15 protein-coding genes and 2 pseudogenes are annotated in these 22,563 nt (G+C 63.4%); 7 read left to right on the top strand and 10 right to left on the bottom strand.

Going from position 1 to position 22,563, the window contains the following annotated elements:
* Positions 1–292: 292 nt before the first annotated feature.
* Positions 293–1,369, top strand: coding sequence for a 4-hydroxyphenylpyruvate dioxygenase (gene hppD / locus ACK1U9_RS04825; RefSeq protein ID WP_025339331.1), 1,077 nt, complete (start codon positions 293–295; stop codon positions 1,367–1,369).
* Between the two features lie 39 nt (positions 1,370–1,408).
* Here hppD and ACK1U9_RS04820 read toward each other — a convergent pair whose 3' ends face one another.
* Positions 1,409–2,101: a CSS-motif domain-containing protein gene (locus ACK1U9_RS04820; protein ID WP_230384994.1), complete on the bottom strand. Its 693-nt coding sequence runs from the start codon at positions 2,099–2,101 to the stop codon at positions 1,409–1,411.
* A 219-nt stretch (positions 2,102–2,320) separates the two neighbouring features.
* A complete protein-coding gene (locus ACK1U9_RS04815) occupies positions 2,321–3,007 on the bottom strand; it encodes a type 1 glutamine amidotransferase domain-containing protein (RefSeq protein WP_108481331.1) in 687 nt (228 codons plus the stop codon).
* 206 nt (positions 3,008–3,213) lie between these two features.
* On the opposite strand from ACK1U9_RS04815, the gene ACK1U9_RS04810 reads away from it, so the two are divergent.
* Positions 3,214–5,244 (top strand): hybrid sensor histidine kinase/response regulator, encoded by a 2,031-nt coding sequence (locus tag ACK1U9_RS04810; RefSeq protein WP_153670931.1) that lies wholly within the window; start codon positions 3,214–3,216, stop codon positions 5,242–5,244.
* Between the two features lie 6 nt (positions 5,245–5,250).
* Here ACK1U9_RS04810 and ACK1U9_RS04805 read toward each other — a convergent pair whose 3' ends face one another.
* The 6 genes and pseudogenes from ACK1U9_RS04805 to ACK1U9_RS04780 form a co-directional block, all read right to left on the bottom strand.
* Positions 5,251–6,867: a response regulator gene (locus ACK1U9_RS04805; RefSeq protein WP_449109731.1), complete on the bottom strand. Its 1,617-nt coding sequence runs from the start codon at positions 6,865–6,867 to the stop codon at positions 5,251–5,253.
* An 80-nt stretch (positions 6,868–6,947) separates the two neighbouring features.
* Complete coding sequence (locus ACK1U9_RS04800) at positions 6,948–8,003, bottom strand: tetratricopeptide repeat protein (RefSeq protein ID WP_046614313.1); 1,056 nt, start codon at positions 8,001–8,003, stop codon at positions 6,948–6,950.
* A gap of 235 nt (positions 8,004–8,238) precedes the next feature.
* Positions 8,239–9,654: an efflux transporter outer membrane subunit gene (locus ACK1U9_RS04795; protein ID WP_449109730.1), complete on the bottom strand. Its 1,416-nt coding sequence runs from the start codon at positions 9,652–9,654 to the stop codon at positions 8,239–8,241.
* Complete coding sequence (locus tag ACK1U9_RS04790) at positions 9,651–12,830, bottom strand: efflux RND transporter permease subunit (protein ID WP_039614707.1); 3,180 nt, start codon at positions 12,828–12,830, stop codon at positions 9,651–9,653. Before ACK1U9_RS04790 ends, ACK1U9_RS04795 begins: the two co-directional genes overlap by 4 nt.
* A gap of 12 nt (positions 12,831–12,842) precedes the next feature.
* Positions 12,843–14,084, bottom strand: coding sequence for a multidrug efflux RND transporter periplasmic adaptor subunit MexE (mexE, locus tag ACK1U9_RS04785; RefSeq protein ID WP_046614310.1), 1,242 nt, complete (start codon positions 14,082–14,084; stop codon positions 12,843–12,845).
* Positions 14,085–14,335: 251 nt separating this feature from the next.
* Positions 14,336–14,720, bottom strand: a pseudogene (locus tag ACK1U9_RS04780) (rhodanese-related sulfurtransferase); the annotation flags it as partial.
* A gap of 143 nt (positions 14,721–14,863) precedes the next feature.
* Here ACK1U9_RS04780 and ACK1U9_RS04775 point away from each other — a divergent pair.
* A pseudogene (locus ACK1U9_RS04775) lies at positions 14,864–15,139 on the top strand (LLM class flavin-dependent oxidoreductase); the annotation flags it as partial.
* Positions 15,140–15,246: 107 nt separating this feature from the next.
* Here the strand turns inward: ACK1U9_RS04775 and ACK1U9_RS04770 are convergent.
* Positions 15,247–16,437: a type II secretion system F family protein gene (locus ACK1U9_RS04770; RefSeq protein WP_046614307.1), complete on the bottom strand. Its 1,191-nt coding sequence runs from the start codon at positions 16,435–16,437 to the stop codon at positions 15,247–15,249.
* Positions 16,438–16,448: 11 nt separating this feature from the next.
* On the bottom strand, positions 16,449–16,874 hold the full coding sequence (gene gspG, locus ACK1U9_RS04765) for a type II secretion system major pseudopilin GspG (RefSeq protein ID WP_046614306.1): 426 nt from the start codon (positions 16,872–16,874) through the stop codon (positions 16,449–16,451).
* A gap of 185 nt (positions 16,875–17,059) precedes the next feature.
* Here gspG and ACK1U9_RS04760 point away from each other — a divergent pair, with 185 nt between their 5' ends.
* From ACK1U9_RS04760 to ACK1U9_RS04745, 4 genes are all read left to right on the top strand, one after another.
* Positions 17,060–17,644 carry a lytic transglycosylase domain-containing protein gene (locus tag ACK1U9_RS04760; protein WP_046614305.1) on the top strand — a complete coding sequence of 195 codons (585 nt, stop codon included), beginning with the start codon at positions 17,060–17,062 and terminating at the stop codon, positions 17,642–17,644.
* Between the two features lie 151 nt (positions 17,645–17,795).
* Entirely contained in the window at positions 17,796–19,253 is a 1,458-nt protein-coding gene (locus tag ACK1U9_RS04755; protein ID WP_108481098.1) for a sensor histidine kinase, read from the top strand.
* Between the two features lie 300 nt (positions 19,254–19,553).
* Positions 19,554–21,047, top strand: coding sequence for a sensor histidine kinase (locus tag ACK1U9_RS04750; RefSeq protein ID WP_108481097.1), 1,494 nt, complete (start codon positions 19,554–19,556; stop codon positions 21,045–21,047).
* Complete coding sequence (locus ACK1U9_RS04745) at positions 21,016–22,443, top strand: sigma-54-dependent transcriptional regulator (RefSeq protein WP_046614302.1); 1,428 nt, start codon at positions 21,016–21,018, stop codon at positions 22,441–22,443. The genes ACK1U9_RS04750 and ACK1U9_RS04745 overlap by 32 nt, the downstream gene beginning before the upstream one ends.
* Positions 22,444–22,563 lie beyond the last annotated feature (120 nt).

Below are 22,563 nucleotides of genomic sequence, written 5' to 3'. Positions count from 1 at the left end.
TGATCTGTAGAATGGATTACGAGAGGATAGCCGCTTGTCGGAACCCGTGAGCAACTAAAGCGCGACAAACCATTTTACGCAATGTAGAATCGATTTACGAATACAACAATAAGGTCCTTCGATACCGAAGGATCAAGCCCGCCGAGAATGGGTCCATATGACATACCATGGGTTCAAGCTGATAATAGGGGACTTCCTCGCCCGCAGCGTGCGGGGTATCCCGTGCTCACCGCCGTTTCCGTGCCACATCCTACGCAATCAATAATTTTTCGCTGCAGATGAGGACACGAACATGGCTGATATCTTCGACAATCCAATGGGCCTGATGGGCTTCGAATTCATCGAACTGGCTTCGCCGACCCCTGGCGTACTCGAACCGGTATTCCAGATGCTGGGCTTCACCAAGGTGGCTACCCACCGGTCCAAGGATGTGCACCTGTATCGCCAGGGTGACATCAACCTGATCCTGAACAACGAACCCAAGAGCATCGCCTCGTACTTCGCCGCCGAACACGGCCCGTCGGTATGCGGCATGGCGTTCCGCGTGCGTAACGCCCACGAGGCCTATGCCCGCGCCCTGGAACTGGGCGCCCAGCCGGTGGAAATCGAAACCGGCCCGATGGAGCTGCGCCTGCCAGCGATCAAGGGCATCGGCGGTGCGCCGCTGTACCTGATCGACCGTTTCGAGGAAGGCAGCTCGATCTACGACATCGACTTCAAGTTCATCGAGGGTGTGGACCGCAACCCGGTCGGTGCCGGCCTGAAGATCATCGACCATCTCACCCACAACGTTTATCGCGGGCGCATGTCGTACTGGGCCGGCTTCTACGAGAAGCTGTTCAACTTCCGTGAAATCCGCTACTTCGACATCAAGGGTGAGTACACCGGCCTGACTTCGCGTGCCATGACCGCACCGGATGGCATGATCCGTATTCCTTTGAACGAAGAATCGTCCAAGGGCTCCGGGCAGATCGAAGAGTTCCTGATGCAGTTCAACGGCGAAGGCATCCAGCACGTCGCCTTCCTGACCGATGACCTGCTCAAGACCTGGGACGCCCTCAAGGGCTTCGGCATGCGCTTCATGACCGCACCACCGCAAACCTACTACGAGATGCTCGAAGAGCGCCTGCCAGGTCACGGCGAGCCGGTAGACCAGCTGAAAGCGCGCGGCATTCTCCTTGATGGCGCCTCCCAGCCTGATGACAAGCGCCTGCTGCTGCAGATTTTCTCCGAGACCTTGCTCGGCCCGGTGTTCTTCGAGTTCATCCAGCGCAAGGGGGATGATGGCTTTGGCGAGGGCAACTTCAAGGCCCTGTTCGAATCCATCGAGCGTGACCAGGTACGCCGTGGTGTGCTGAGCACCGACTGATCCCCGAATTACCGCCGTCACGATTCGATGGCGGCGGTATCAATCTTTCTTCTTGGCCGAAATGGTCAGGCCCAGGTACATGATGAACATGCTGGCGACCCCGACCAGTACCAGCGAAGGCAGTACCTGATGCAGGGATAGGCGAAACTCCTGGGCGGCGTACCCTTTGGGGTAACCGCCGATCACCACGTAGCCATATTTCTGGGATATCGTTCGCTCGGTGAATTCGACCTGGGAGGGGCGTTGTGCGTCGCGGCTGTCTCCCTCGCTCCAGATATACAGGTCGTTGAATTCAAGAAGTAATGTCAGGCCGTCCTGGAAAGCACGCAGTTCGTCACGCAACTGCCGACCGTACGCTGTTGCGATTATTCCGGGATCGTTGTGCGGCCTTTGGATCTTGATGATCGCCGCGTTAGGCGACGATGGCGCGTCGAATGCCAGCTCCGTCTGCCGTCCGGACTGGGAAAAAGCCGAGATGTATGGCAAAGGGTCCATGTCCGTCGCGCAATACGCCTGTTGGTCGCGGGTGAGTATCAACGAGCGAAGATGCGGGCTGTTGGCGACTCTCTGTTCCAGCGTATCGAGCACTTGGTCACAGGGCTTGCCTGCCAAGGGCAGGATCATGTCCAGATCGGCCTCCATGCGGCCCAGTGCCTGGTCGATGCTGAAAACCGCTTCCTGAACGGAGACCTTGGCATTCTCCTCGAGTTTTCTTTCAAGTTGATAGTCCATCATCAATAACCCGGATAGGACCGGTATTGAGCCGATGGACACTATAAACAGTAGTTTCCGCCAGTTGATGCCGAGACTTGGTATTGCTGCCATAGGACCGCCGCTCCGTTGAACCTTGCTGTTCGGGTTGAACAGGTCAGCGCTGATCCTATGTGCTTGATGACACTCCGGCTGTAGGCCAAAAGGGTTGCGGTTTTACAGAAAAGCAGAACCTCGCTGTCAGCCTCCCTTCAGTCTGGCGAGCACCTTTTCGGCCAGCAGGGCCGTGGAGGCAGGGTTCTGCCCGGTGATCAGCCGATCATCGGCCACCACGAACGGCTGCCACGGGTCATCATGCTTGCTGTAGATACCGCCGCGGGCGCCCAGTTCGTTTTCGGTCAGGAAGGGGACCACCTTGTCCAGTTCGACGAGCTTCTCCTCGATATTGGAGAAGCCGGTCACCTTACGGTCCTTGAGCAACAGGCTGTTGTCGCTGAGCTTGATGTTCAGCAGCCCGACAACGCCATGGCAGACCGCTGCGACTATGCCGTTGTTCTCGTAGACCCGGCGCGCCAGGTCTTGCAGCGGCTGGTTGTCGGGGAAGTCATACATTACTCCATGCCCGCCGGTGTAGTAGATGACGCGGTACTCTTCGACCTTCACCTGGCCAGGGCTCAAGGTGTTGCCCAGGCAGGTCATGAAGCGCTTGTCGTCATACCACTGCCAGTCCAGGTCGGGAGCCATTTGCAGGCTATGCGGGTCGACGGGTACGTAGCCGCCCAGCGGGCTGACATAATCGACCGTATAGCCGGCTTTCTCGACTTTTTCGACAAAGTGCACCGCTTCCCCAAGCCACAAGCCGGTTGCCCGCTTGAGGGCCGGATACTTGGCTGTATTGGTCAGCACCACCAGCATTTTCTTGCTCATGACCACGCTCCCGTCGGCAACCTGAATGGGCCGTTGCTCCCTGGCCCGAGGGAAAACCTAATGAGCATAGCTCTCAGACGCCAGGACGCCATATTGCGTGGCGTGTGTTGTGCTAACGTGAATCACATCTACGGGGGCCCCCGTACTTGAACCATGCTGGAGTCACGATAGTGGTCGAAAATGGTACGCTGCGCGAGCCTGCGTCGATGGTCATCCTGCAGGCGCCCGTGCTGGCACCGGTCGACACCATGGGCGAACGTATTGCACGGTTCGACTGGGGGTGTACATCGCTAGGGCCGCTGCCGCGCTGGTCGGCCTCGTTGCGCATTGCAGTCGACATGATGCACCTGTCACCGTTCCCGTGTGCCGTGGTCTGGGGGCCAGACCTCAGTGTGGTCCACAATGAAGGCTACCTGGCGTTGCGGCCGGTTGCCCCGGATGCATTGGGCATGGCCTTCGATGTGCTGTGGAGCGATGTATGGCCGACGATGGGGCCCTGCGTGTTCAAGGCGCTCGAAGGGCGCTCGAGCTTTGTCGAGGACCTACCACTGCGTATTGCCTGTGGCGAAGGCGGGGAGCCGTTGCGGTGTGCGTTCGGCTACACACCGTTGCGCGACGAACTGGGCAGCGTGGCAGGGTTTCTGCACGCGGTGATCGAGACCACGGCCAGCGTCGAGGCGCACCGCCATTGGCGCGAGCAGGTGCAAGGCTTCGAGCGGCAGGTCGAGCGACACCTGGTAGAGCGCGAGCAGTTCTGGCAATTGTCGCGTGATGCAATGATGACGGTTTCGCCCGAGTTGAAGGTGCAGGCCGCCAACCCTGCCTGGTACCGCATTCTGGGCTGGGCCGAGGAGGAGGTACGGGATATTCCGGTACTGGATCTGGTGCATCCGGCGGATCGTGCAGAGGTTGAGGTGGCCGTTACCGGGTGCCTGCAATACCACAATGCCGAGCAGATAGAAACGCGCCTGCGCCACCGCGATGGCCATTACCACTGTTTTCGCTGGAGCGCACGGTTCGATGGCAGCCAACTGACTGCCGTTGGCCGCGACATCACCGAGGAACGTGAAGAGGCCGCGCGTCAATCCGAAGCCCTGATGCGCAACAACGAGCGCTTGGAGGTGGTTGGCCAGTTGGCCGGGGGCATGGGCCACGAGCTGAACAACTTGTTGTCCGGCATCGGCGGCAGCCTGGAGTTGCTGCAACGGCGCCTGCAGGAAGGACGGCTGGAGCGGGTAGAGACCTATGTCGAGGTGGCGCGTGATTCGGTGCAGCGTGCCATGGAGCTGACCCATCGCCTGCTGGCGTTTTCCCGCCATCAACCTTTGGCGCCCAGGCCGTTGGACCTCAACCGGCAATTGCGATTGAGCGAACCACTGCTGCGCAGCACGCTGGGCTCGGAGATGCGGTTGCATTGGCAGCTGGATGTCACGCCGTGGGCGGTGAACCTTGATGTTTCCCAGCTTGAAAATGCCTTGATCAATCTTTGCACGAACGCCCGTGAAGCGTGCCTTGATCGCGGCAATGTCACGCTGCGCAGCGTCAACCAGCGGCTGACGACATGTTTCCCGGATGAGGGCGGACTGCCGCCGGGCGACTACGTGGCCTTGCAAGTGGAGGATGATGGCCACGGCATGGCGGCGGTGGACATTGCCAGGGCCTTTGAACCGTTCTTCACAACCAAGCCGGTCGGGCGCGGCTCAGGGCTTGGCTTGTCGATGGTATATGGGTTTGTCGGCCAGTCGGGGGGCTACGCCTGGATCGAGTCGGAGCCGAGCCAGGGCACCAAGGTCTGCATGCTTTTCCCAAGGTGTCATGACCCGGTACCCGAGGCGCCCGCGCTGGTACAGCGCTCCCAGCGCATGGCCGTGGGACAGCGCCTGTTGCTGGTCGATGACGAACTCGGTTTGCGTGCGGTGATGCGCGAGTACCTGACCGAGCGTGGTTTCGAGGTCATTGATGTGGGCGACGCCAATAGTGCGCTGGAACGCTTCCGCCATGACGGTCCGTTCGACCTGGTAATCACCGACATCGGCTTGCCAGGCGGTTTCAGCGGCCGCCAGGTGGCCAAGGCCATGCGCATGCAGCTGCCGTTGCAGAAGATCCTGTTCATCACCGGCTATGCCGGTCAGCCGATCGAAGCGCAGTTGCTCGAGCAGCCGGGCACCGCATTGATGAACAAGCCGTTCCCGCTGGCGGACTTGGTGGATGAGGCGCTACGCATGCTCAAGGAGTGATGTGGTTCAGGGCTTGCCCAGTATCTGGGTCACCTGGGCCTGCAGTTGCTTCAGCTCGAAGGGCTTGCAGATCAGGTGCATTCCCGCCTCCAGGAACCCCTCGCGGGCCATGGCCGTTTCCGCGTAGCCGGTGATGAACAGCACTGGCAAACGTGGGCGCAGGTTGCGTGCAATCTCGGCAAGCTGGCGGCCATTCATGCCGGGCAAGCCGACATCGCTGACCAGTAGGTCCACCGGCTGTGTCGAACGCAGTACCTTCAGGCCCTCATTGGCGTCTGCAGCACTGTGGCAGGCAAAGCCATCCTCGCGCAGCGCCTGGCACAGCAATTGGCGCACATGCGGGTCGTCCTCGACCACCAGCACGTGATGGCCCTGGTAGCCTCGCACGGGCTGCACGGGTTTGTCCGGCGCCAGGCCCTGGTCGACATGGCGTGGCAGGTACAGGTCTACCCGGGTCCCTTGGCCAATCTGGCTGTGCAGGGTGACATGGCCGTGGGATTGCTTGCTGAAACCGTACACCATGGAAAGGCCCAGGCCGATGCCCTGGCCGATCGCCTTGGTGCTGAAGAACGGCTCGAAGGCATGCTCCAGCGTGCTTTGCGCCATGCCCTGGCCGTCATCGACGATTCGCAGGCGTACATAGTCGCCGGCGCACAGGGCACCGCCGGCGAACTGCCCGGCGCCGATGTGCTGGTTACTTGCCTCGATGCGCAGCTGGCCGCCATTGGGCATGGCTTCGCAGGCGTTGAGCAGCAGGTTGCCGAGGGCTTCCTGCAATTGCTGGTCATCGGCTTCGACCGACCACAGGCCCTTGGCGATTTGCACGTGCAGGGTAACGGCCGGGGTCATGCAAGCCTTCAGGCGCTTTGCCTGAAGCAGGTTGTGCAGGTCGACCTGCTGGCTGTGCAGCGATTGCCGGGAAGAGAAGGCCAGCAGGCGGTGAGTCAGGCGGGCGGCGCGTGACACCGCCTCGCGGCCCATGCGCAGCACGTTGTCCAGGCCATCGCTGCGGCCCTGGCGCAAGCGCCGGTCGATCAGCTCAAAGCTGCCGCCGATGCTGGTGAGCAGGTTGTTGAAGTCATGGGCGACGCCCCCGGCCAGTTGGCCGATGGCCTCCATCTTGCGCGTCTGGTTGCGTGCGAACTCGCTGCGCTGCTGGTCTTCGCCGGGAGTTGCGGCCTGGGCGTCAAGACGTTGCTGCAGGTCCAGAAGCTGGTTGCGTGCCAGGTACTGGCGGCGCCGGTTGCGCAGGGCGGATTGGGTCGTCTGCAGCAGCTGGGCGTTTTCGAACGGTGCGGCCAGCATTATCAGGTTGCCCACCGGGTAGTTGGCCGAACCCATGGTCGTTTGGCTCCCTTGACCGAGCAGCACGATGGGCAGGTCCGACCAGCACGGTTGTTGGTCGATGAATGCCTGCAGCAACGCGCTTGGGCCGTGCTTGAACACTTGTTCGGCAATGATCGCCAGGCCCGCGCCTTGGGCCAGGCAGCTCCGCAGGTTGGCCAGATCGACCGCGCAGAGGCTGTCGATGCCTGCTGAAGCGAGCAGGCGAGCAGTATCTGCGGCTATTGGCGGGGGCGCCAGGATCAATGCACGTTCGTCCAGCGCCAACGACCTGGCCAAAACGACTCTCCTGCAGGGTGGTCTGATATCCACTGGACCAAGGCACAGCCCCAGGGGTTCAACAAATTTTCGGACGTTGCCTACAGCCCCTGTTGCAGCACCGGGTCGTCCGGGTTCTGCCGCTCCAGCTCGGCCAGCAGCACTTGCACATTCTGCAACTGGCCGGACTCCTTCCAGTACTGGATCAGCAACACCCGTGCCCGGCGATTGGCAGGCTGGCGGCTGAGCACGGTTTCCAGTTGCTTTTGCGCGGCGTCGAGTTGTTCCAGCTCATGCAGGGTGACCGCCAGTGTATAGCGGTAGTCGGCGTTGTCCGGGTCCAGTTCGACGGCGCGGGACAAGGCCAGCAAGGCGTATTCGCGCTGCTCGTGGCGGTTCAACCAGAGCCCCAGCTCGTACTGCAGAAAGGCCGAGTCGGGGCTCAGCGCCAGGGCTTTGCCCAGTACCTGGCGCGAGGCGTCGTGATGGCCCTGGCGTTCCAGCAGGCGTACCTGGGTGGCCAGTGCGTCGAGGTTGCCTGGCGCTACCGTCAGGGCTCGTTGCAGGGCGGTGGCGGCCAGGGTGTAGTCGTTTTCGTGCAGGTACAGGCGTGCCAGGTGGACCTGGGCGTCGGCGTCTTCGGGTTGTTGCTCCAGGGCCTGCTGGTATTGCTCCAGGGCGACCTGCAGCGGGCCGAAATACAGGCCGATGTCATCCGGGGCAAGGCCGAGCAGGGCATCGACCGCAGCAAAGCGCACGCTTTGCTCGTCGTCATCCAGCAGCGGGCCGAGTACCAGGCTGCGCTGCGCCGCCGGCAGCAGGCGGCGGATGCCGGCAATGGCTGCACGGCGCACCAGCGGGTCGGCATGTTCCAGGTCCTGGCGAGCGAGTTTCAATGCCTGGGGCGAAGGGTAGTTGGGCAGTTCGGCATACAAGGCCGCCCGGCGGATGGGTGGCAGGTCGGTGCGCTGCAATTGTTGGTACAGCACCCGTGCGGCGCCGGGTTGGCCGTCATGCGCCTGGCGCAGGGCCTTGGCGTAGCTGTGCGCAGGCAGGGTTGGCGGGGCTGGCGGAGTGTCGCGCCACAGGTAGCCGAACAGGGCCGATACCAGGATCAACAGCAGCAGGGCGATCAGGTAGCGGTTGCGTCTGGGCATCGGACGATCCGTGGCGGCGGGAAGGGCAGAGCTTGGGCTAGCCGGGGGGTAATTGCAACCGAGTGAGGGCTGACAGGTGCTTGTCTCGGGTTATGCGGCGGCGCTCGATCTCAACGACAACGATGATGTCGTGGCGAACACCCCCAAAAAAACATAAAAAAGCCCCGCAAACCAAGGCCTGCGGGGCAAACGGTTGGGGGAGGAACCAACCAAAGGAGCCGTTGAAACGGGTGTATCAGCGCGCGCTGGCTACAGTCTCCGGTTGCCAGCCGCCGCCCAGGGCCTTGTAGATGGAGACGATGCCGCGGTACAGCTCGACCTCGCCCTGGGCCTGCGCATCTTCTGCGCTCAGCCGCTCACGCTCGGCATCGAGCAGCACCAGGTAGTCCACCGTACCCTCGCGATAACGAATCGAGGCCAGTTCCGCCGCCTTGCGGCTGGCATCGCTCTGGCGCATCAGCGACAACAGCCGCTGCTGGGTCTTGTCGTAGTCGCTGAAGGCGTTGGCCGATTCTTCCAGGGCCAGCAACACCTGCTGTTCATAGTTGGCCAGTGCCCCTTCGGCATCGGCCTTGGCACCGCGCAGGCGGGCGCGCACGCTGCCCAGGTCGAAGGCGGCCCAGGTGATGCTCGGGCCCAGCGCCCAGGCATTGGCTGCCGAGGAGCCGATCTGCGAGCCTCGGGCTGCGGTAAAGCCGAGGAAGCCGCTGAGGCTGACACGCGGGAACAGGTCGGCCGTGGCCACGCCGACGTTGGCGGTGGCAGCCGCCAGCTGGCGTTCGGCGCTGCGGATATCCGGGCGGCGGCGCAGCAGTTCTCCCGGGTCACCCACCGGTAGCGCCTTGGCGATGGCCGGCAGGGCCTTGGGCGACAGGTCGACGCTGAGCGCCTCGGGGCGCTGGCCGAGCAGGGTGGCGATGCGATGCCGGGCCCGCGCCTGTTCCGCCTGCAACTGCGGCACGGTGGCTTCGACCCCGGCCAGGCGCGCGTCGGCGCGCACCACGTCAAGATCGTTGCCCACGCCGGCATCGCGCAGGGTTTCAGTGATGGCGCGCGATTCCTGCTGGGTCTTGAGGTTGGCCAGGGCGATCTTCTCGCGTAATTGCGCGCCGCGCAGCTGGCCGTAGGCATCGACCAGCTCGGCGATCAGGCTGACCTGCAGCTGCTGAAGGTCGGCCGCGGCTACCGCTTCCTGGGCTTCGCTGGCTTCGATCTGGCGTTGGATGCGGCCGAACAGGTCAAGCTCCCAGGCCATGTCCAGGCCCAGGTCGTAGCGCTCGCTGTTCACCCGTTGCGTGGTCTGGCCGGGGACCTGGCCCTTGCCAATGTCGCTGCTGGCGCGGCTGGTGACCACCGGGAACTGATCGTTCTCGGCGTCCTCACGGATCGAACGGGCTGACTTCAGGCGGGCGAAGGCCACGCGCAGGTCACGGTTGCCGTCCAGCGAAGCCTGTACCAGCTGGTTCAGTACCGGGTCGTCGAACTGCCTCCACCACAGGCTTTCGAAACGGCTACGGTCGTAGGCCTTGGCCTGTATGTCGCTGGCCAGCTGCGCGGGCTCGGTGGCCGGTGCCTGGTAGTCCGGGCCTACTGCACAGGCCGCCAGGGCGAGCGCCAGCAAGCTCGGGGTCAAGGGTTTGAGCAGGTTCATGCATGGCTCTCCAGCGATTGGGCGCGTTCGGCCTTGCGGGCCTGGCGACGCTCGACGAAACGGCGAATCAGGAAGAAGAACACCGGGGTCAGGAACAGGCCGAACACGGTAACCCCGATCATTCCCGAGAACACCGCCACACCCATGGCATGGCGCATTTCAGAACCTGCACCGGAGCTGAACACCAGTGGAACCACACCCATGATGAAGGCGATCGAGGTCATCAGGATCGGCCGCAGGCGCAGGCGGCAGGCTTCCAGTACCGCAGCCAGCGGGTCGAGCCCCTTGGCCTGTTCGTCCTTGGCGAACTCGACGATCAGGATCGCGTTCTTGCACGCCAGGCCCACCAGTACGATCAGGCCGATCTGGGTGAAGATGTTGTTGTCACCCCCCGACACGATCACCCCGGTGATGGCCGACAACAGGGTCATCGGCACGATCAGGATCACTGCCAGCGGCAGGCTCCAGCTTTCGTACTGGGCGGCAAGCACCAGGAAGGCCAGCAGCACGCACAGCGGGAACACGAACAGCGCGGTATTGCCCGAAAGGATCTGCTGGTAGGTCAGGTCGGTCCACTCGAAGGTCATGCCGTTGGGCAGTTCCTCCTTCAGCAGCTTCTCGATGGCAGCTTCAGCCTGGCCGGAGCTGTAGCCCGGTGCCGCGGCGCCGTTGATCTCGGCGGTGATGAAACCGTTGTAGTGCATCACCCGGTCAGGCCCGGAGGTGTCGCTGACCTTGAGGAAGGTCGCCAGCGGGATCATCTCGCCGAGGTTGTTGCGCACTTTCAGCTGGCCGATCTGCTCGGCATCGAGGCGGAACTGCTGCTCGGCCTGGACGTTGACCTGATAGGTACGGCCAAAGCGGTTGAAGTCGTTGGTGTACAGCGAGCCCAGGTAGACCTGCAGGGTGTCGAAGATGTCGGTGATCGCCACGCCGTGGGTCTTGGCCTTTTCCCGGTCGATGGCGGCATCGACCTGCGGCACGTTGACCTGGTAGCTGGTGAACAGGCCCGCCAGTTCCGGCACGTTGTGGCTCTTGGCGATGATGTTCTGGGTTTCCTTGTACAGCGCCTCGTAGCCCAGGTTGCCACGGTCTTCGATCTGCAGACGGAAGCCGCCGATGGTGCCCAGGCCTTGTACCGGCGGTGGCGGGAAGATCGCGATGTAGGCGTCCTGGATGTCGGCGAACTGGGCATTCAGCGCAGCCGCGATGGCCGCCGCCGACTGGCTCGGGTCCTTGCGCTCGTCGAACGGCTTGAGCGGGGTGAACACGATGCCGCTGTTCGGGCTGTTGGTGAAACCGTTGATCGACAGGCCTGGGAAGGCTACCGAGTCGGCCACGCCAGGCTGCTTCAGGGCGATTTCGCTCATGCGCTTGATCACCGCTTCGGTGCGATCGAGGCTGGCCGCGTCAGGCAACTGGGCGAACGCCACCAGGTACTGCTTGTCCTGGGCCGGCACGAAACCGGTCGGGGTGGACGAGAAGCCGAGGTAGGTCAGGCCCATCAGGCCGGCATAGACGAACAGGGCGATGCCGCTGGAGCGGATGACCCGACGCACGCCGCCGACGTAGCGGCTGGAAGCGCGGTCGAAGAAGCGGTTGAACGGGGCGAACAGCCAGCTGCCCAACAGTTTTTCCAGGAACCGCGAGAAACGGTCCTTGGGCGCATGGTGGTCCTTCAGCAGCACGGCAGCCAGGGCCGGCGACAGGGTCAGCGAGTTGAACGCCGAGATCACGGTCGAGATCGCGATGGTCAGGGCGAACTGCTTGTAGAACTGCCCGGTGAGGCCGGAAATGAACGCAGCAGGTACGAACACCGCGCACAGCACCAGGGCGGTGGCGATGATCGGGCCGGTCACTTCGCCCATGGCCTTTTGCGTGGCTTCCAGCGGTTTCAGGCCCAGGCCGATGTTGCGCTCGACGTTCTCCACCACGACGATGGCATCGTCCACCACGATACCGATGGCCAGGACCAGGCCGAACAATGACAGCGCGTTGAGCGAGAAGCCGAACAGGTGCATCACGGCGAAGGTACCGATCAGCGATACCGGCACGGCCATCAGCGGGATGATCGAGGCACGCCAGGTCTGCAGGAACAGGATGACGACCAGCACCACCAGCACCAGCGCTTCGAAAAGGGTATGCACCACGGCCTCGATGGAGCCGCGAACGAACACGGTCGGGTCATAGACGATGCTGTAGTCCATGCCCTCGGGGAAGTCCTTCTTCAGCTCGGCCATCTTCGCCCGCACTTCGTCGGAGATCTCGATGGCGTTGGAGCCTGGGCGCTGGAAGATCGGGATGGCCACCGCCGGCTGGTTGTTCAGCAGCGAACGCAGGGCGTACTGGCTGGAGCCGAGTTCGACCCGGGCGATGTCCTTCAGGCGGGTGATTTCGCCATCGGCACCGGCGCGGATGATGATGTTCTCGAACTCTTCCTCATTGACCAGGCGACCCTGGGTGTTGATCGACAGCTGGAAGCTGGTCGAACCGGGGGCGGGTGGGGCGCCCAGCTGGCCGGCGGCCACCTGGCGGTTCTGCTCGCGGATTGCAGCCACCACATCACTGGCGGTGAGGTTGCGCGAAGCGGTCTTGTTCGGGTCCAGCCACACGCGCAGCGAGTAGTCGCCCATGCCGAACAGCTGCACATCGCCCACGCCGCCCAGGCGCGCCAGCTCGTCCTTGATGTTGAGGATGGCGTAGTTGGACAGGTAGAGCATGTCGTAGCGGTTGTCCGGCGAGGTCAGGTGCACGACCATGGTCAGGTCGGGCGAGGCCTTGTCGACCGTGATACCAATGCGGGTCACTTCCTCGGGCAGCTTGGGCTGGGTACGGGTGACGCGGTTCTGCACCTGCACCTGGGCGTTGTCCAGGTCGGTGCCCAGAGCGAAGGTGATGGTCAGCGTCAGCTTGCCGTCAGCGGTGGACTGGGAAGACATGTACAGCATGTTCTCCACGCCGGTAATCGCCTGCTCCAGTGGCGCGGCGACGGTTTCGCCGATGACCTTGGGGTTGGCGCCGGGGAAGTTGGCGCGCACCACCACGGTGGGCGGCACCACTTCGGGGTATTCGCTGATCGGCAGCTGGAACAGCGAGATGGAACCCGCGATCAGCAGCACCAGCGACAGCACCGCGGCGAAGATTGGCCGGGTAATGAAGAATTTCGAGAAGTTCATCGGTGTGGTCCCTTAACCGCGTGGCGCCTGGGCGCTGGCGACTTTCACGTTGTTGCCCGCCACCTTAGGCGCCGGGTTGCTGGCCTCCAGGGCCTGGCGCTGCTGGGCGAGGGCGGCGAGGGTCTGTTCGCTGGCCATCGGTGTCTCTTCCGGGGTGACCGGTGAGCCAGGGCGTACGCGTTGCAGGCCCTTGACCACGATGCGGTCGTCCTTGCCCAGGCCACTGCGCACGATGCGCAGGCCCTCCAGCTTCGGCCCCAGCTCCACGGCGCGGTAGGCGGCCTTGTTGTCCTTGTCCATGACCAGCACGAACTTCTTGCCAAGGTCGGTGCCGACGGCTTCGTCGTTGATCAGCACGGCCTGGTACTGGGCGCTGCCTACCAGCTTCAGGCGTGCATACAGGCCAGGGGTGAACTGGCCGTCGCTGTTGTCGAACACCGCACGGCCACGGATGGTGCCGGTGCGCGGGTTGACCTGGTTGTCGACGAAGTTCATCTGGCCCAGGTGCGGGTTGCCGGTTTCGTTGGTCAGGCCCAGGTACACCGGGGTGCTCTGGCCGCGCTGGCCTTCGCGGGCCAGCTGGGTGTACTTGAGGTACACGCGCTCGTCGGCGTCGAAGTAGGCGTAGACCTTGTCGGTGGAGACCACGCTGGTCAGTGGGGTGACATCGGCGGTAACGATGTTGCCGGCGGTGAACTGGGCGCGGCTGACGCGGCCGCTGATGGGCGCGGTGACACGGGTGAAGCTGAGGTTCAGGCGTGCCAGGTCGAGCTGCGCCTGGATCGCGTCAACCCCGGCGCGGGCTTCGGCGGCGGCGCTGCTACGCGATTCGGCCAGCTCTGCGGAAATGGCGTTGCTGTCACGCAGGCGTTCACCACGGCGGGCTTCGTTGGCGCTGCGGATGGCAGTGGCCTTGGCTTGCTGAAGCTGGGCTTCGAGGCGGCGGACCTCTGCCTGGAACGGGCGTGGGTCGATCTGGAACAGCAGGTCACCTTTCTTGACCTGGGCGCCTTCAGTGAAGGCCACCAGGTCGATCTGGCCGGAGACCCGTGGGCGTACCTCGACGGTTTCCGGTGCTTCGAGGCGGCCGGTGAACTCGTCCCATTCATTGATCGGTTGCTCGATCACCTTGGCCACGCTGACCTTCGGCGCCGCGGGAGCCTGCACGGCGTCGGGGGTTCGACCGCAAGCGCTGATCACCACCACTGCCAAGGCAGCGAGGGGAAAGCGCAAGGGTTTGAGTGATTGTTCCATGGAGAACTCCGCCAATGTATTAGTAGTGGGCGGAGTGTGAGTGTCTTGCGCGTGATGCACGAATCGAACGGGGCGAAGGTTATTATCACGATGAATGATATCTGTGGGTCGTTCATCGATTTGCGGCATGGTTGGGATTTCTGGGGCTGCGTTGCAGCCCATCGCGACACAAGGCCGCTCCTACAGCTTACGCGTTCCCCTGTAGGAGCGGCCTTGTGTCGCGAAAGGGGCGCAACGCGCCCCCGGCAATGTCAGCTCGATACGCGGAACCCATGGGTGCCATCGCGCTCCAGCTGGGCAATCCAGCCGAATTCCCAGTCCAGATACCCCTGCATCGCTTCACGCGGGTTGTCCGTCCCTTCATAAGGCCGGCGATAACGGTCGGTACGCGCCACGACCAAGCGCGTTTCGCGGCTCTCCAGCGCCTTGCCCGCTGCAATCCAGCGCGCCGTGCCACCGTCCAGCACGTACACCGGGGTTTGCGTCAGTGCCTGCAAGTCCAGCGCCGCAAAGCGCGCCAGCAGGCTGCTCGACATCGATTTCGGTCACCGCTGGCAACGCCGGCTGCGGCGCCTGCCACTCGCCGGCTGCTCTGAAGTCTGCCGCTGACAAACCGTCCAGCACTGCTACCTGCCAGCGATTACCCCTTTACTGGCCCTTTCGCGGGTGAACCCGCTCCCACAAGGGCAGTGCAGCACTCGAACACTGCGCAGTTCCGGTGGGAGCGGGTTTCCCCGCGAAGAGGCCGGCACAGCCACCACCGTTTCCGAGGAATACCCATGACCACCCGCAAGATCAAGCTCGGTGCCCTGACCATGGGCTGCGGCGGCCCCGGCCGGCACAACCAGTGGCTCGACCCGGAGCTGCCTGCCGACGCCAGCGTCAACATCGACTGGTACATCGACATCGCCCGCCAGGCAGAGGCGGCGTTATTCGACCTGATGTTCATCGTCGACAGCCAGTACATCACCCCCGGTTCGCCGCCCCATTACCTCAACCGCCTGGAGCCGCTGACCCTGCTCTCGGCGCTGGCGGTAAGCACACGCCACCCCGGGCAGTTCCGCCGTTTTACCGAGCAAGTGGTGCCGCTGCTGCGGGAGCGCGGGGTATATCGCACTGCCTACGAGGGCACCACCCTGCGCGAAAGCCTGGGGCTGGCCATTCAGTGAATGCTCGAGGCCAGTTCGAAGATCGGCATGTACATCAGGATCACGATCAGGCCGATCAGAAGGCCGATGAAGGTCATCAGCAGTGGTTCGAACAGTTTGACGAACCACTCTACCCAGCGGCCGATTTCCTGGTCATGAAAGTCGGCGCAGCGCTCCAGCATCTCGCCCAGGTTGCCGGACTGCTCGCCGGCCCGCAGCAGGCGCAGCGATACCGGCGTGACCAGTTGCCCGGCTTCCAGCGCGTCGGAAAGCGGCAACCCTTCGCCGACCCGCTGGCTGGCGTGCTCCAGGCCCTGGGCCGCCGCGCTGCCGAGCAGGCCGCGGGCCATGCCCATGGCGGTGAGGATGGGGATACCGCCTTGCAGCAGGATGCCCAACGAGCGGTAGAAGCGTGCCAGTTCGTACATCATCAGGCGTTGGTGCAGTGCTGGCAGGCGCCGCAGCTGGCAGGCCGCCCAGCGCCGCACCCGTGGTTGACGGCGCAGCAGCCACAGCGCCGTGACCGCACCTAGGGTGCCCAACGCCAGCGGCAGTTGCTGGGCGTGCAGGAACAGGCCGATCTGCATCAGCAACCGAGACAGCCAGGGCAACTCGGCGCCCATGCCCTCGAATACCTGGCTGAAGCGCGGCACCACGTAGCCAAGCAGGAAAAGCACCACGCCACCGCCCACCAGCAACAGCAGCAACGGGTACACCGAGGCGCCCACCAGCTTCTGCCGTACCAGGTCCAGGCGCTGGCGGTAGCTGATGTAGCGGGCGAGGGCGTCACCCAGCGCGCCGGTACGCTCGCTGGACTGCACCAGCGCCACGTACAGCGGCGGGAACACCCGTGGCTGCTGGCCCAGGGCCTGGGACAGCGAGCGGCCTTCGTACAGTTGGCGGACCAGTTCGGCGAGCACTTTGCGCGTTGCCGCTGCGGGGGCCTTTTCCGCCAGGCTTTCCAGCGCGTCGATCAGCGGCAGGCCGGCGTTGAGCAGGGTGGAAAGTTCCTGGCTGAACAGCACCAGGTCAAAGCTTGCTTCGCGGCGCCAGGCCATGCCGCGCAAGGCGCCGCCATGGCCACGCAGGCTGAGCACGCGCAGGCCCTGGTCCTCGGCCTGGCGGCGGGCCTGGTCGGCGTCCTCGGCGTCGATCTGCAACTGCACCACACCCTGCCTGCCCAGGGCCTTGAGGCTGTAGCGCATGGCCGTTCTCCCTACTGCCAACTGGTGATTTCGGCGTTTTCCCCGTCGCCGCCGGGCTGGCCATCCTTGCCCATCGACAGCAGGTCGTATTCACCGCCATTCTCGCCGGGTTGCCGGTAGATGTACGCGCGGCCCCACGGGTCTTGCGGCACGGCCTTCTGCAGGTACGGGCCGGTCCAGCGCGCTTCGCCACTGGGGGCGATCACCAGGGCCTGCAGGCCTTGCTCGCTGCTGGGGTAGTGGCCGACTTCGAGGCGGTAAAGGTCCAGGGCCTTGCTCAGCCCCTCTATCTGCGCCCGCGCTACCTTGGCCTCGGAGCGGCCGAGTTGGCTGAAGTACTTGGGGGCGACGATACCGGCCAACAGGCCGAGCACCACCAAAACCACCAGGAGTTCGAGCAGGGTGAAGCCAAGTTGAGGGTTGGTTCTGCGCTGCATGGTGAAGCCCTCCGCTGCATGGGGACAAGCTTTTGCAGGCTCCATGCAACAGCCGTGCACGCCGGCGCTGGCGCCTTGCACCACGCGGCATGCAAAGCGGCACAGTGCTTGCGTCGTGGTCCTCGACCCCGGGTTTTCCGGGGTATATCCCCCAACATCGGGGGTACCACGAAGAGGCGACCGACATGCGTGGACTCATTCTCGGTTTGATCTGGCTGGTGGCAGGTGCTGCCCAGGCCGATGTGTACATTTCCATCGACGCCAAAGGCAGCTACATACTGACCAACGTCCATCGACCCGGGCGCCTCTACGAAACGGTGATCAGCGAGACGAAGGCCCAGGCCGGCCCGGCCAACGCGCAACTGATCACCGGCCGCCCCTACGCCAAGCTGGTCGCCGCCGCGGCGCGCACCCACGATATACCCCCGGCGTTGCTGCATGCGGTGATCAAGGCCGAGTCCGGCTACAACCCCAAGGCCCGTTCGCCGGCGGGCGCGGTGGGGCTGATGCAACTGATGCCGGATACCGCTCGGGAGATGGGCGTGGAAAACCGCCTGGACCCGGAGGACAACGTGCAGGGCGGGGCCCGCTACCTCAAGCGCATGCTCAACCTGTTCGACAATGACATCACCCTGGCCGTGGCGGCCTACAACGCCGGCCCCGAAGCTGTGCTGCGCCGTGGCGCGGTACCGCCGTTCGCCGAGACCCGGCGCTATGTGCCCAATGTGCTGCGGGAGTACCGCAAGTTGCAGGGGTTGACGGGTGATTAGCCTTTGCAACCTCCCTGTGTGAGCGCCGGCAGCTGCAGGCACCCCACTAGGGTAGAAACAATACCCTTCGGCGGATGCCACCAAGCCGACCCGATGGTTTCCCCAACTCTGGGCTATAACCTTCTGAAGGTGCCCAGTTGTGGAGTCCGCCATGGACATCGCCCCTCGTTCCGACGCCATTGAATTACCCGCCGGTATCGAACTGGCCACCCCACGCAAGCCGTTCAACCTCCTGCGCTGGTACGCCTGGGTCAGTCTGGCCATCATCCTCTCGGTAGCTGTCGGGCTGGGGTTGATTTCCAGCCGTTTCATCATCGACGAGAGCATCGAGCGCGACGCCTTGCTCACCGCTCAGTTCATCACCTCCATCGCCGACGCCGAAGTGCGCCATGTGTCGATCCCCAATGTGCGCACCATGGGTGAACTGCTCGACCCGCGCATCGATCGCGCCAACCTGCTAGATGTCGACCCGGACGCTCGGCGCAGGGCGCGTGGCGAGTTCCTTGACCACATCGCTCACCTGCCCGACATGCTGCTGGCCAATATCTATGCCCCGGACCGTACGGTGATCTGGTCCAGCAACCCGGCCCTGGTCGGCAAGCTGATCGAAGGCGACGAAGACCTGGAGCAAGCCTTCGAGTACAAGATGCGAGTCTCGGCCAGCTACCACAACTTCGAGCAGGCCCGTGCCGAGCAGAAGTTCGTCACTCCACCCAAGCAGTTGTTCATCGAGAACTACATTCCGCTGTTCGATGCCGATGGCGAGCAGGTCACGGCGATGGTCGAGATCTACAAGGAGCCCCATGACCTGATCGTGCGCATCGAGCATGGCCTGATCCTGATCTGGCTGGCGATCACCGTCGGTGCCGGCCTGGTCTACGTCGGCCTGTACGGCATCATGCACCGCGCCGCGCGCCTGCTGTCGGTGCAGCAGAAGCGGCTGATCAGCAACGAAACCTATGTGGCACTGGGCGAGGTCTCCTCGGCGGTAGCCCACAGCCTGCGCAACCCGCTGGCCAGCATCCGTTCCAGTGCCGAACTGGCCCAGGCGTTCGACGATGGCCCGGCGCAGCGCAATGTCAATGACATCATCAGCCAGGTCGATCGCATGTCGCAGTGGATCCGTCAGATGTTGCAGTCATTGCGCCCGTTCAACGATGAGGCAGTGGCAGTGGATCTGCCGCTGGCATTGCAGGAAAGCCTGCAGACCTACGCGGTGCCGCTGGCGCGCGGCGGAGTGAGCCTGGACCTGCACCCGTTACCGGCGGTACAGGTGCTGGGGCACCCGGTGTTACTGCGGCAGATTTTCAGCAGCCTGATCGCAAATGCCCTGGAGTCGATGGAGCAGGGTGGGCGGTTGCGTGTCGAGGTGGTGCGTCATGACCGGCGCAGCCTGACTCTGCGCCTGTCCGACAACGGCAAAGGCATGAACGAAGAGCAGCAGCGCATGGCCTTCCGGCCTTTCTTCACCACCAAGCAGGGTGGGTTGGGCGTGGGGTTGGTATTGGTGAAACGCATCATGGAACGCTTCGGGGGCAGTGTCCGGCTCAGCAGCAGTGAAGGCCATGGCACCCGGGTTTCGTTGAGTTTCCGACTGGTCATGGAGTGATTATTGACTTTAATAAACGACCATATCTACTTGTTTATAAAGGTTTTTATCATTTTTGGGTGAAAATCCCCAAAAATGGGGAATTATCCTCCAGGCTGGTTTAGGAAAATTCAGTAACCTGTTGATTAGTAATGATTAATACAATAGGTAAAGTTACTGGCTGGGTTTTTGCTTCATTACAGGCAGAGCGCAATACACGACAAATGGCAGCTGCGGCTGCACGAGTGGAGTGCTATCAATTGGCTACTGTTCGTCGCCTTGATGCATTTCTGAACGGACGCCCTGCGCGGGAAGCACGCGATGCAGATGCTGGATAATGAAGTGCCAGACAAGGCCCGTACTACCGCCAGCGGTGTGGCCGTGCCATTGCGCGAATTCAACCTGCTGCGCTGGTTCTCGGTGATCAGCCTGCTGATTATCGCCTCGGTGGCAGGCGGGCTGGGTTATGTGTCGACGCGTTTCGTGGTGCGCGACAGCGTCGAGCGCGATGCCATGCTCACTGCCCAGTTCATCCAGGCCATGGCCCAGGCCGAAGTCCGCCATTCGCAGTTGCCGCCGGGCAGCACCATGGGCGAGTTGCTTGACCCGCGCCTGGACCAGCAGCACCTGCAGTTCACGCCAGACCTGGCTGAATCGACCCGGGTCGAGTTCCTCGACCATGTCGAGCACCTGCCGGACATCTTGCTGGCTAATGTCTATGCACGCGACCGTACCATCGTCTGGTCGACCAACCGGGAGCTGATCGGCAAGCGCATCGCGGCGGATGGCGACCTCGACCGCGCCTTCCGCTCGCGCAAGGCGGTGTCGGCCAGCTACCACCAGGCCGACGATGACCGCGAAGAGCAGAAGTTCCAGCGTGAACCGCGCTACCTGTTCATCGAGAACTACATCCCGCTTTTCGACAGCCAGGGCGAGCAGGTGCTGGCCATGGTGGAGATCTACAAGGAGCCGCAAGACCTGGTCCGGCGTATCCAGCGCGGCTATGTGCTGATCTGGGCCTCGACCCTGGTGGGCGGGGCGCTGGTCTACTTCGGCCTGTTCTGGATCGTGCGCCGTGCGGCGCAGCTGCTGCACTTGCAGCAGGACCGGCTGGTGGCCAGTGAAACCTATGTGGCATTGGGCGAGATGTCCTCGGCAGTGGCGCATAGCTTGCGCAACCCGCTGGCCAACATCCGCTCCAGCGCCGAACTGGCCCAGGAAATCGCCAACCCCGCGGCGCAGAAGAACATCACCGACATCATCAGCCAGGTCGATCGCATGTCGCGCTGGGTGCGTGACCTGCTGGTGTCGCTGCGCCCGACCAGTGACGACGCCGAGGCCGTGGACCTGGTGACGGCCATCGAGGACACCCATCTGGCCTTCGCCCAGCAGATCGAACGCAACGGTGTGCGCTTCTGCTACGAAGGCCCTGGGTCACAATGGGTGGCCAGCCAGCCGCTACAGCTCACGCAGATTCTCAACACCCTGTTCTCCAATGCCCTGGAGGCCATGCCCGAAGGCGGCATGCTGCGCGCTCAGGTCAATGTGCAGGATGGGCAGCGTGCCGAATTTGTCCTCACCGATACCGGCAAGGGCATGAGCCAACAGCAGGAGCGGATGGTGTTCAAGCCGTTCTACACCACCAAGCAGGGTGGCCTCGGCGTAGGCCTGGCCCTGGTCAAACGCATCATGGAGCGTTTTGGAGGCTCGGTCAGCCTGAGCAGCCGCGAAGAGGAAGGAACCCGCGTCAGCCTTACATTCAATATCGCAGCGGGAGGGGACCATGGAGCACAGCATCCTGGTAGTCGAGGATGATGAAATTCTCGCCGACAACATTCGCACCTACCTCGGCCTCAAGGGCTTCGAGGTCACCGTTTGCCACAGCGCGGAGTTGGCGCTGGAGCAGATCAAGCGGGGCCAGCCCGATGCGGTGCTGACCGACAACTCGCTGCCGGGCATGAGTGGGCACGACCTGCTGCGTACCTTGGTGGCGCAAGTGCCGGACCTGAAAGTGATCATGATGACCGGCTACGGCAATGTCGAAGATGCCGTGCAGGCAATGAAGGAGGGCGCCTTCCATTACCTGAGCAAACCGGTGGTGCTGGCCGAGCTCAAGCTGACCCTGGACAAGGCGCTGGCTGCCGAGCGCATGGAGCGCACCTTGTCGTTCTACCAGGAGCGCGAGGCGCAGAAGTCCGGGTTGCAGGCGTTGATCGGCGAATCACCGACGATGCTCACCCTCAAGCACACCCTGCGCCAGGTGCTGGATGCCGAGCGGCGCATGGCCAGCGATGATTTGCCACCGGTGCTGATCGAAGGCGAGACCGGTACCGGCAAGGAACTGGTGGCCCGCGCCCTGCATTTCGATGGTTCGCGCAGCAAGGGGCCGTTCATCGAGTTCAACTGTGCCTCGATTCCGGCCAATCTGCTGGAAGCGGAGCTGTTCGGCCACGAAAAGGGCGCCTTTACCGATGCCAAGGAACGCCGGGTGGGCCTGGTGGAGGCTGCCGATGGCGGTACCTTGTTCCTCGACGAGATTGGCGAGATGGACCTGGTGCTGCAGGCCAAGCTGCTCAAGTTGCTGGAAGACCGCACTATCCGCCGGATCGGCTCGGTGAAGGAGCGCAAGGTCGACCTGCGGGTGATCAGCGCCACCAACTGCAACCTGGAGCAGATGGTGCAGCAGGGCAAGTTCCGCCGCGACCTGTTCTTCCGCCTGCGCATCATTGCCCTGAAGGTACCGCGCCTGTATGCCCGCGGGCAGGACGTATTGCTGTTGGCGCGGCATTTCCTGGCCCATCATGGCCGGCGTTATGGCAAGCCGAACCTGCGCTTTTCCGCCGAGGCGGAAAACCTGATGCTCGGTTACAGCTGGCCAGGCAATGTGCGCGAACTGCGCAACATGCTGGAGCAGACCGTGCTGCTGGCACCGAACGAGGTGGTGCAGGCGCATCAGCTCAACCTGTGCATGACCCTGATCGACGAGCCGCTGGTGCAACAGGCGGCGCCTGCGGTGTTCGAAATGCCTCGCCACGAACCCGAGCCCGGCACCAGCCTGCCGGACATGGAGCGTGACCTGGTATGCAAGACCCTGGACCGCACGGACTGGAACGTGACCAAGTCGGCGCGCATGCTCGGGCTATCGCGGGACATGCTGCGTTACCGGATCGAGAAACTGGGGCTGACCAGGCCGGACAAGCGCCAGTGGTGAGGCCCCCACCTGTGGGAGCGGCATTTGTGGGAGCGGCCTTGTGTCGCGAAAGGACCGCAAAGCGGCCCCGGGATTGATGCGCAACAGTTGAAATTGCTGGGGCTGCTTTGCAGCCCTTTC

This window comes from Pseudomonas sp. XP1 (assembly GCF_053557675.1).
The sequence above is the reverse complement of the archived record's forward strand: the minus strand, read 5'-3'. Positions and strand labels throughout refer to the sequence as shown.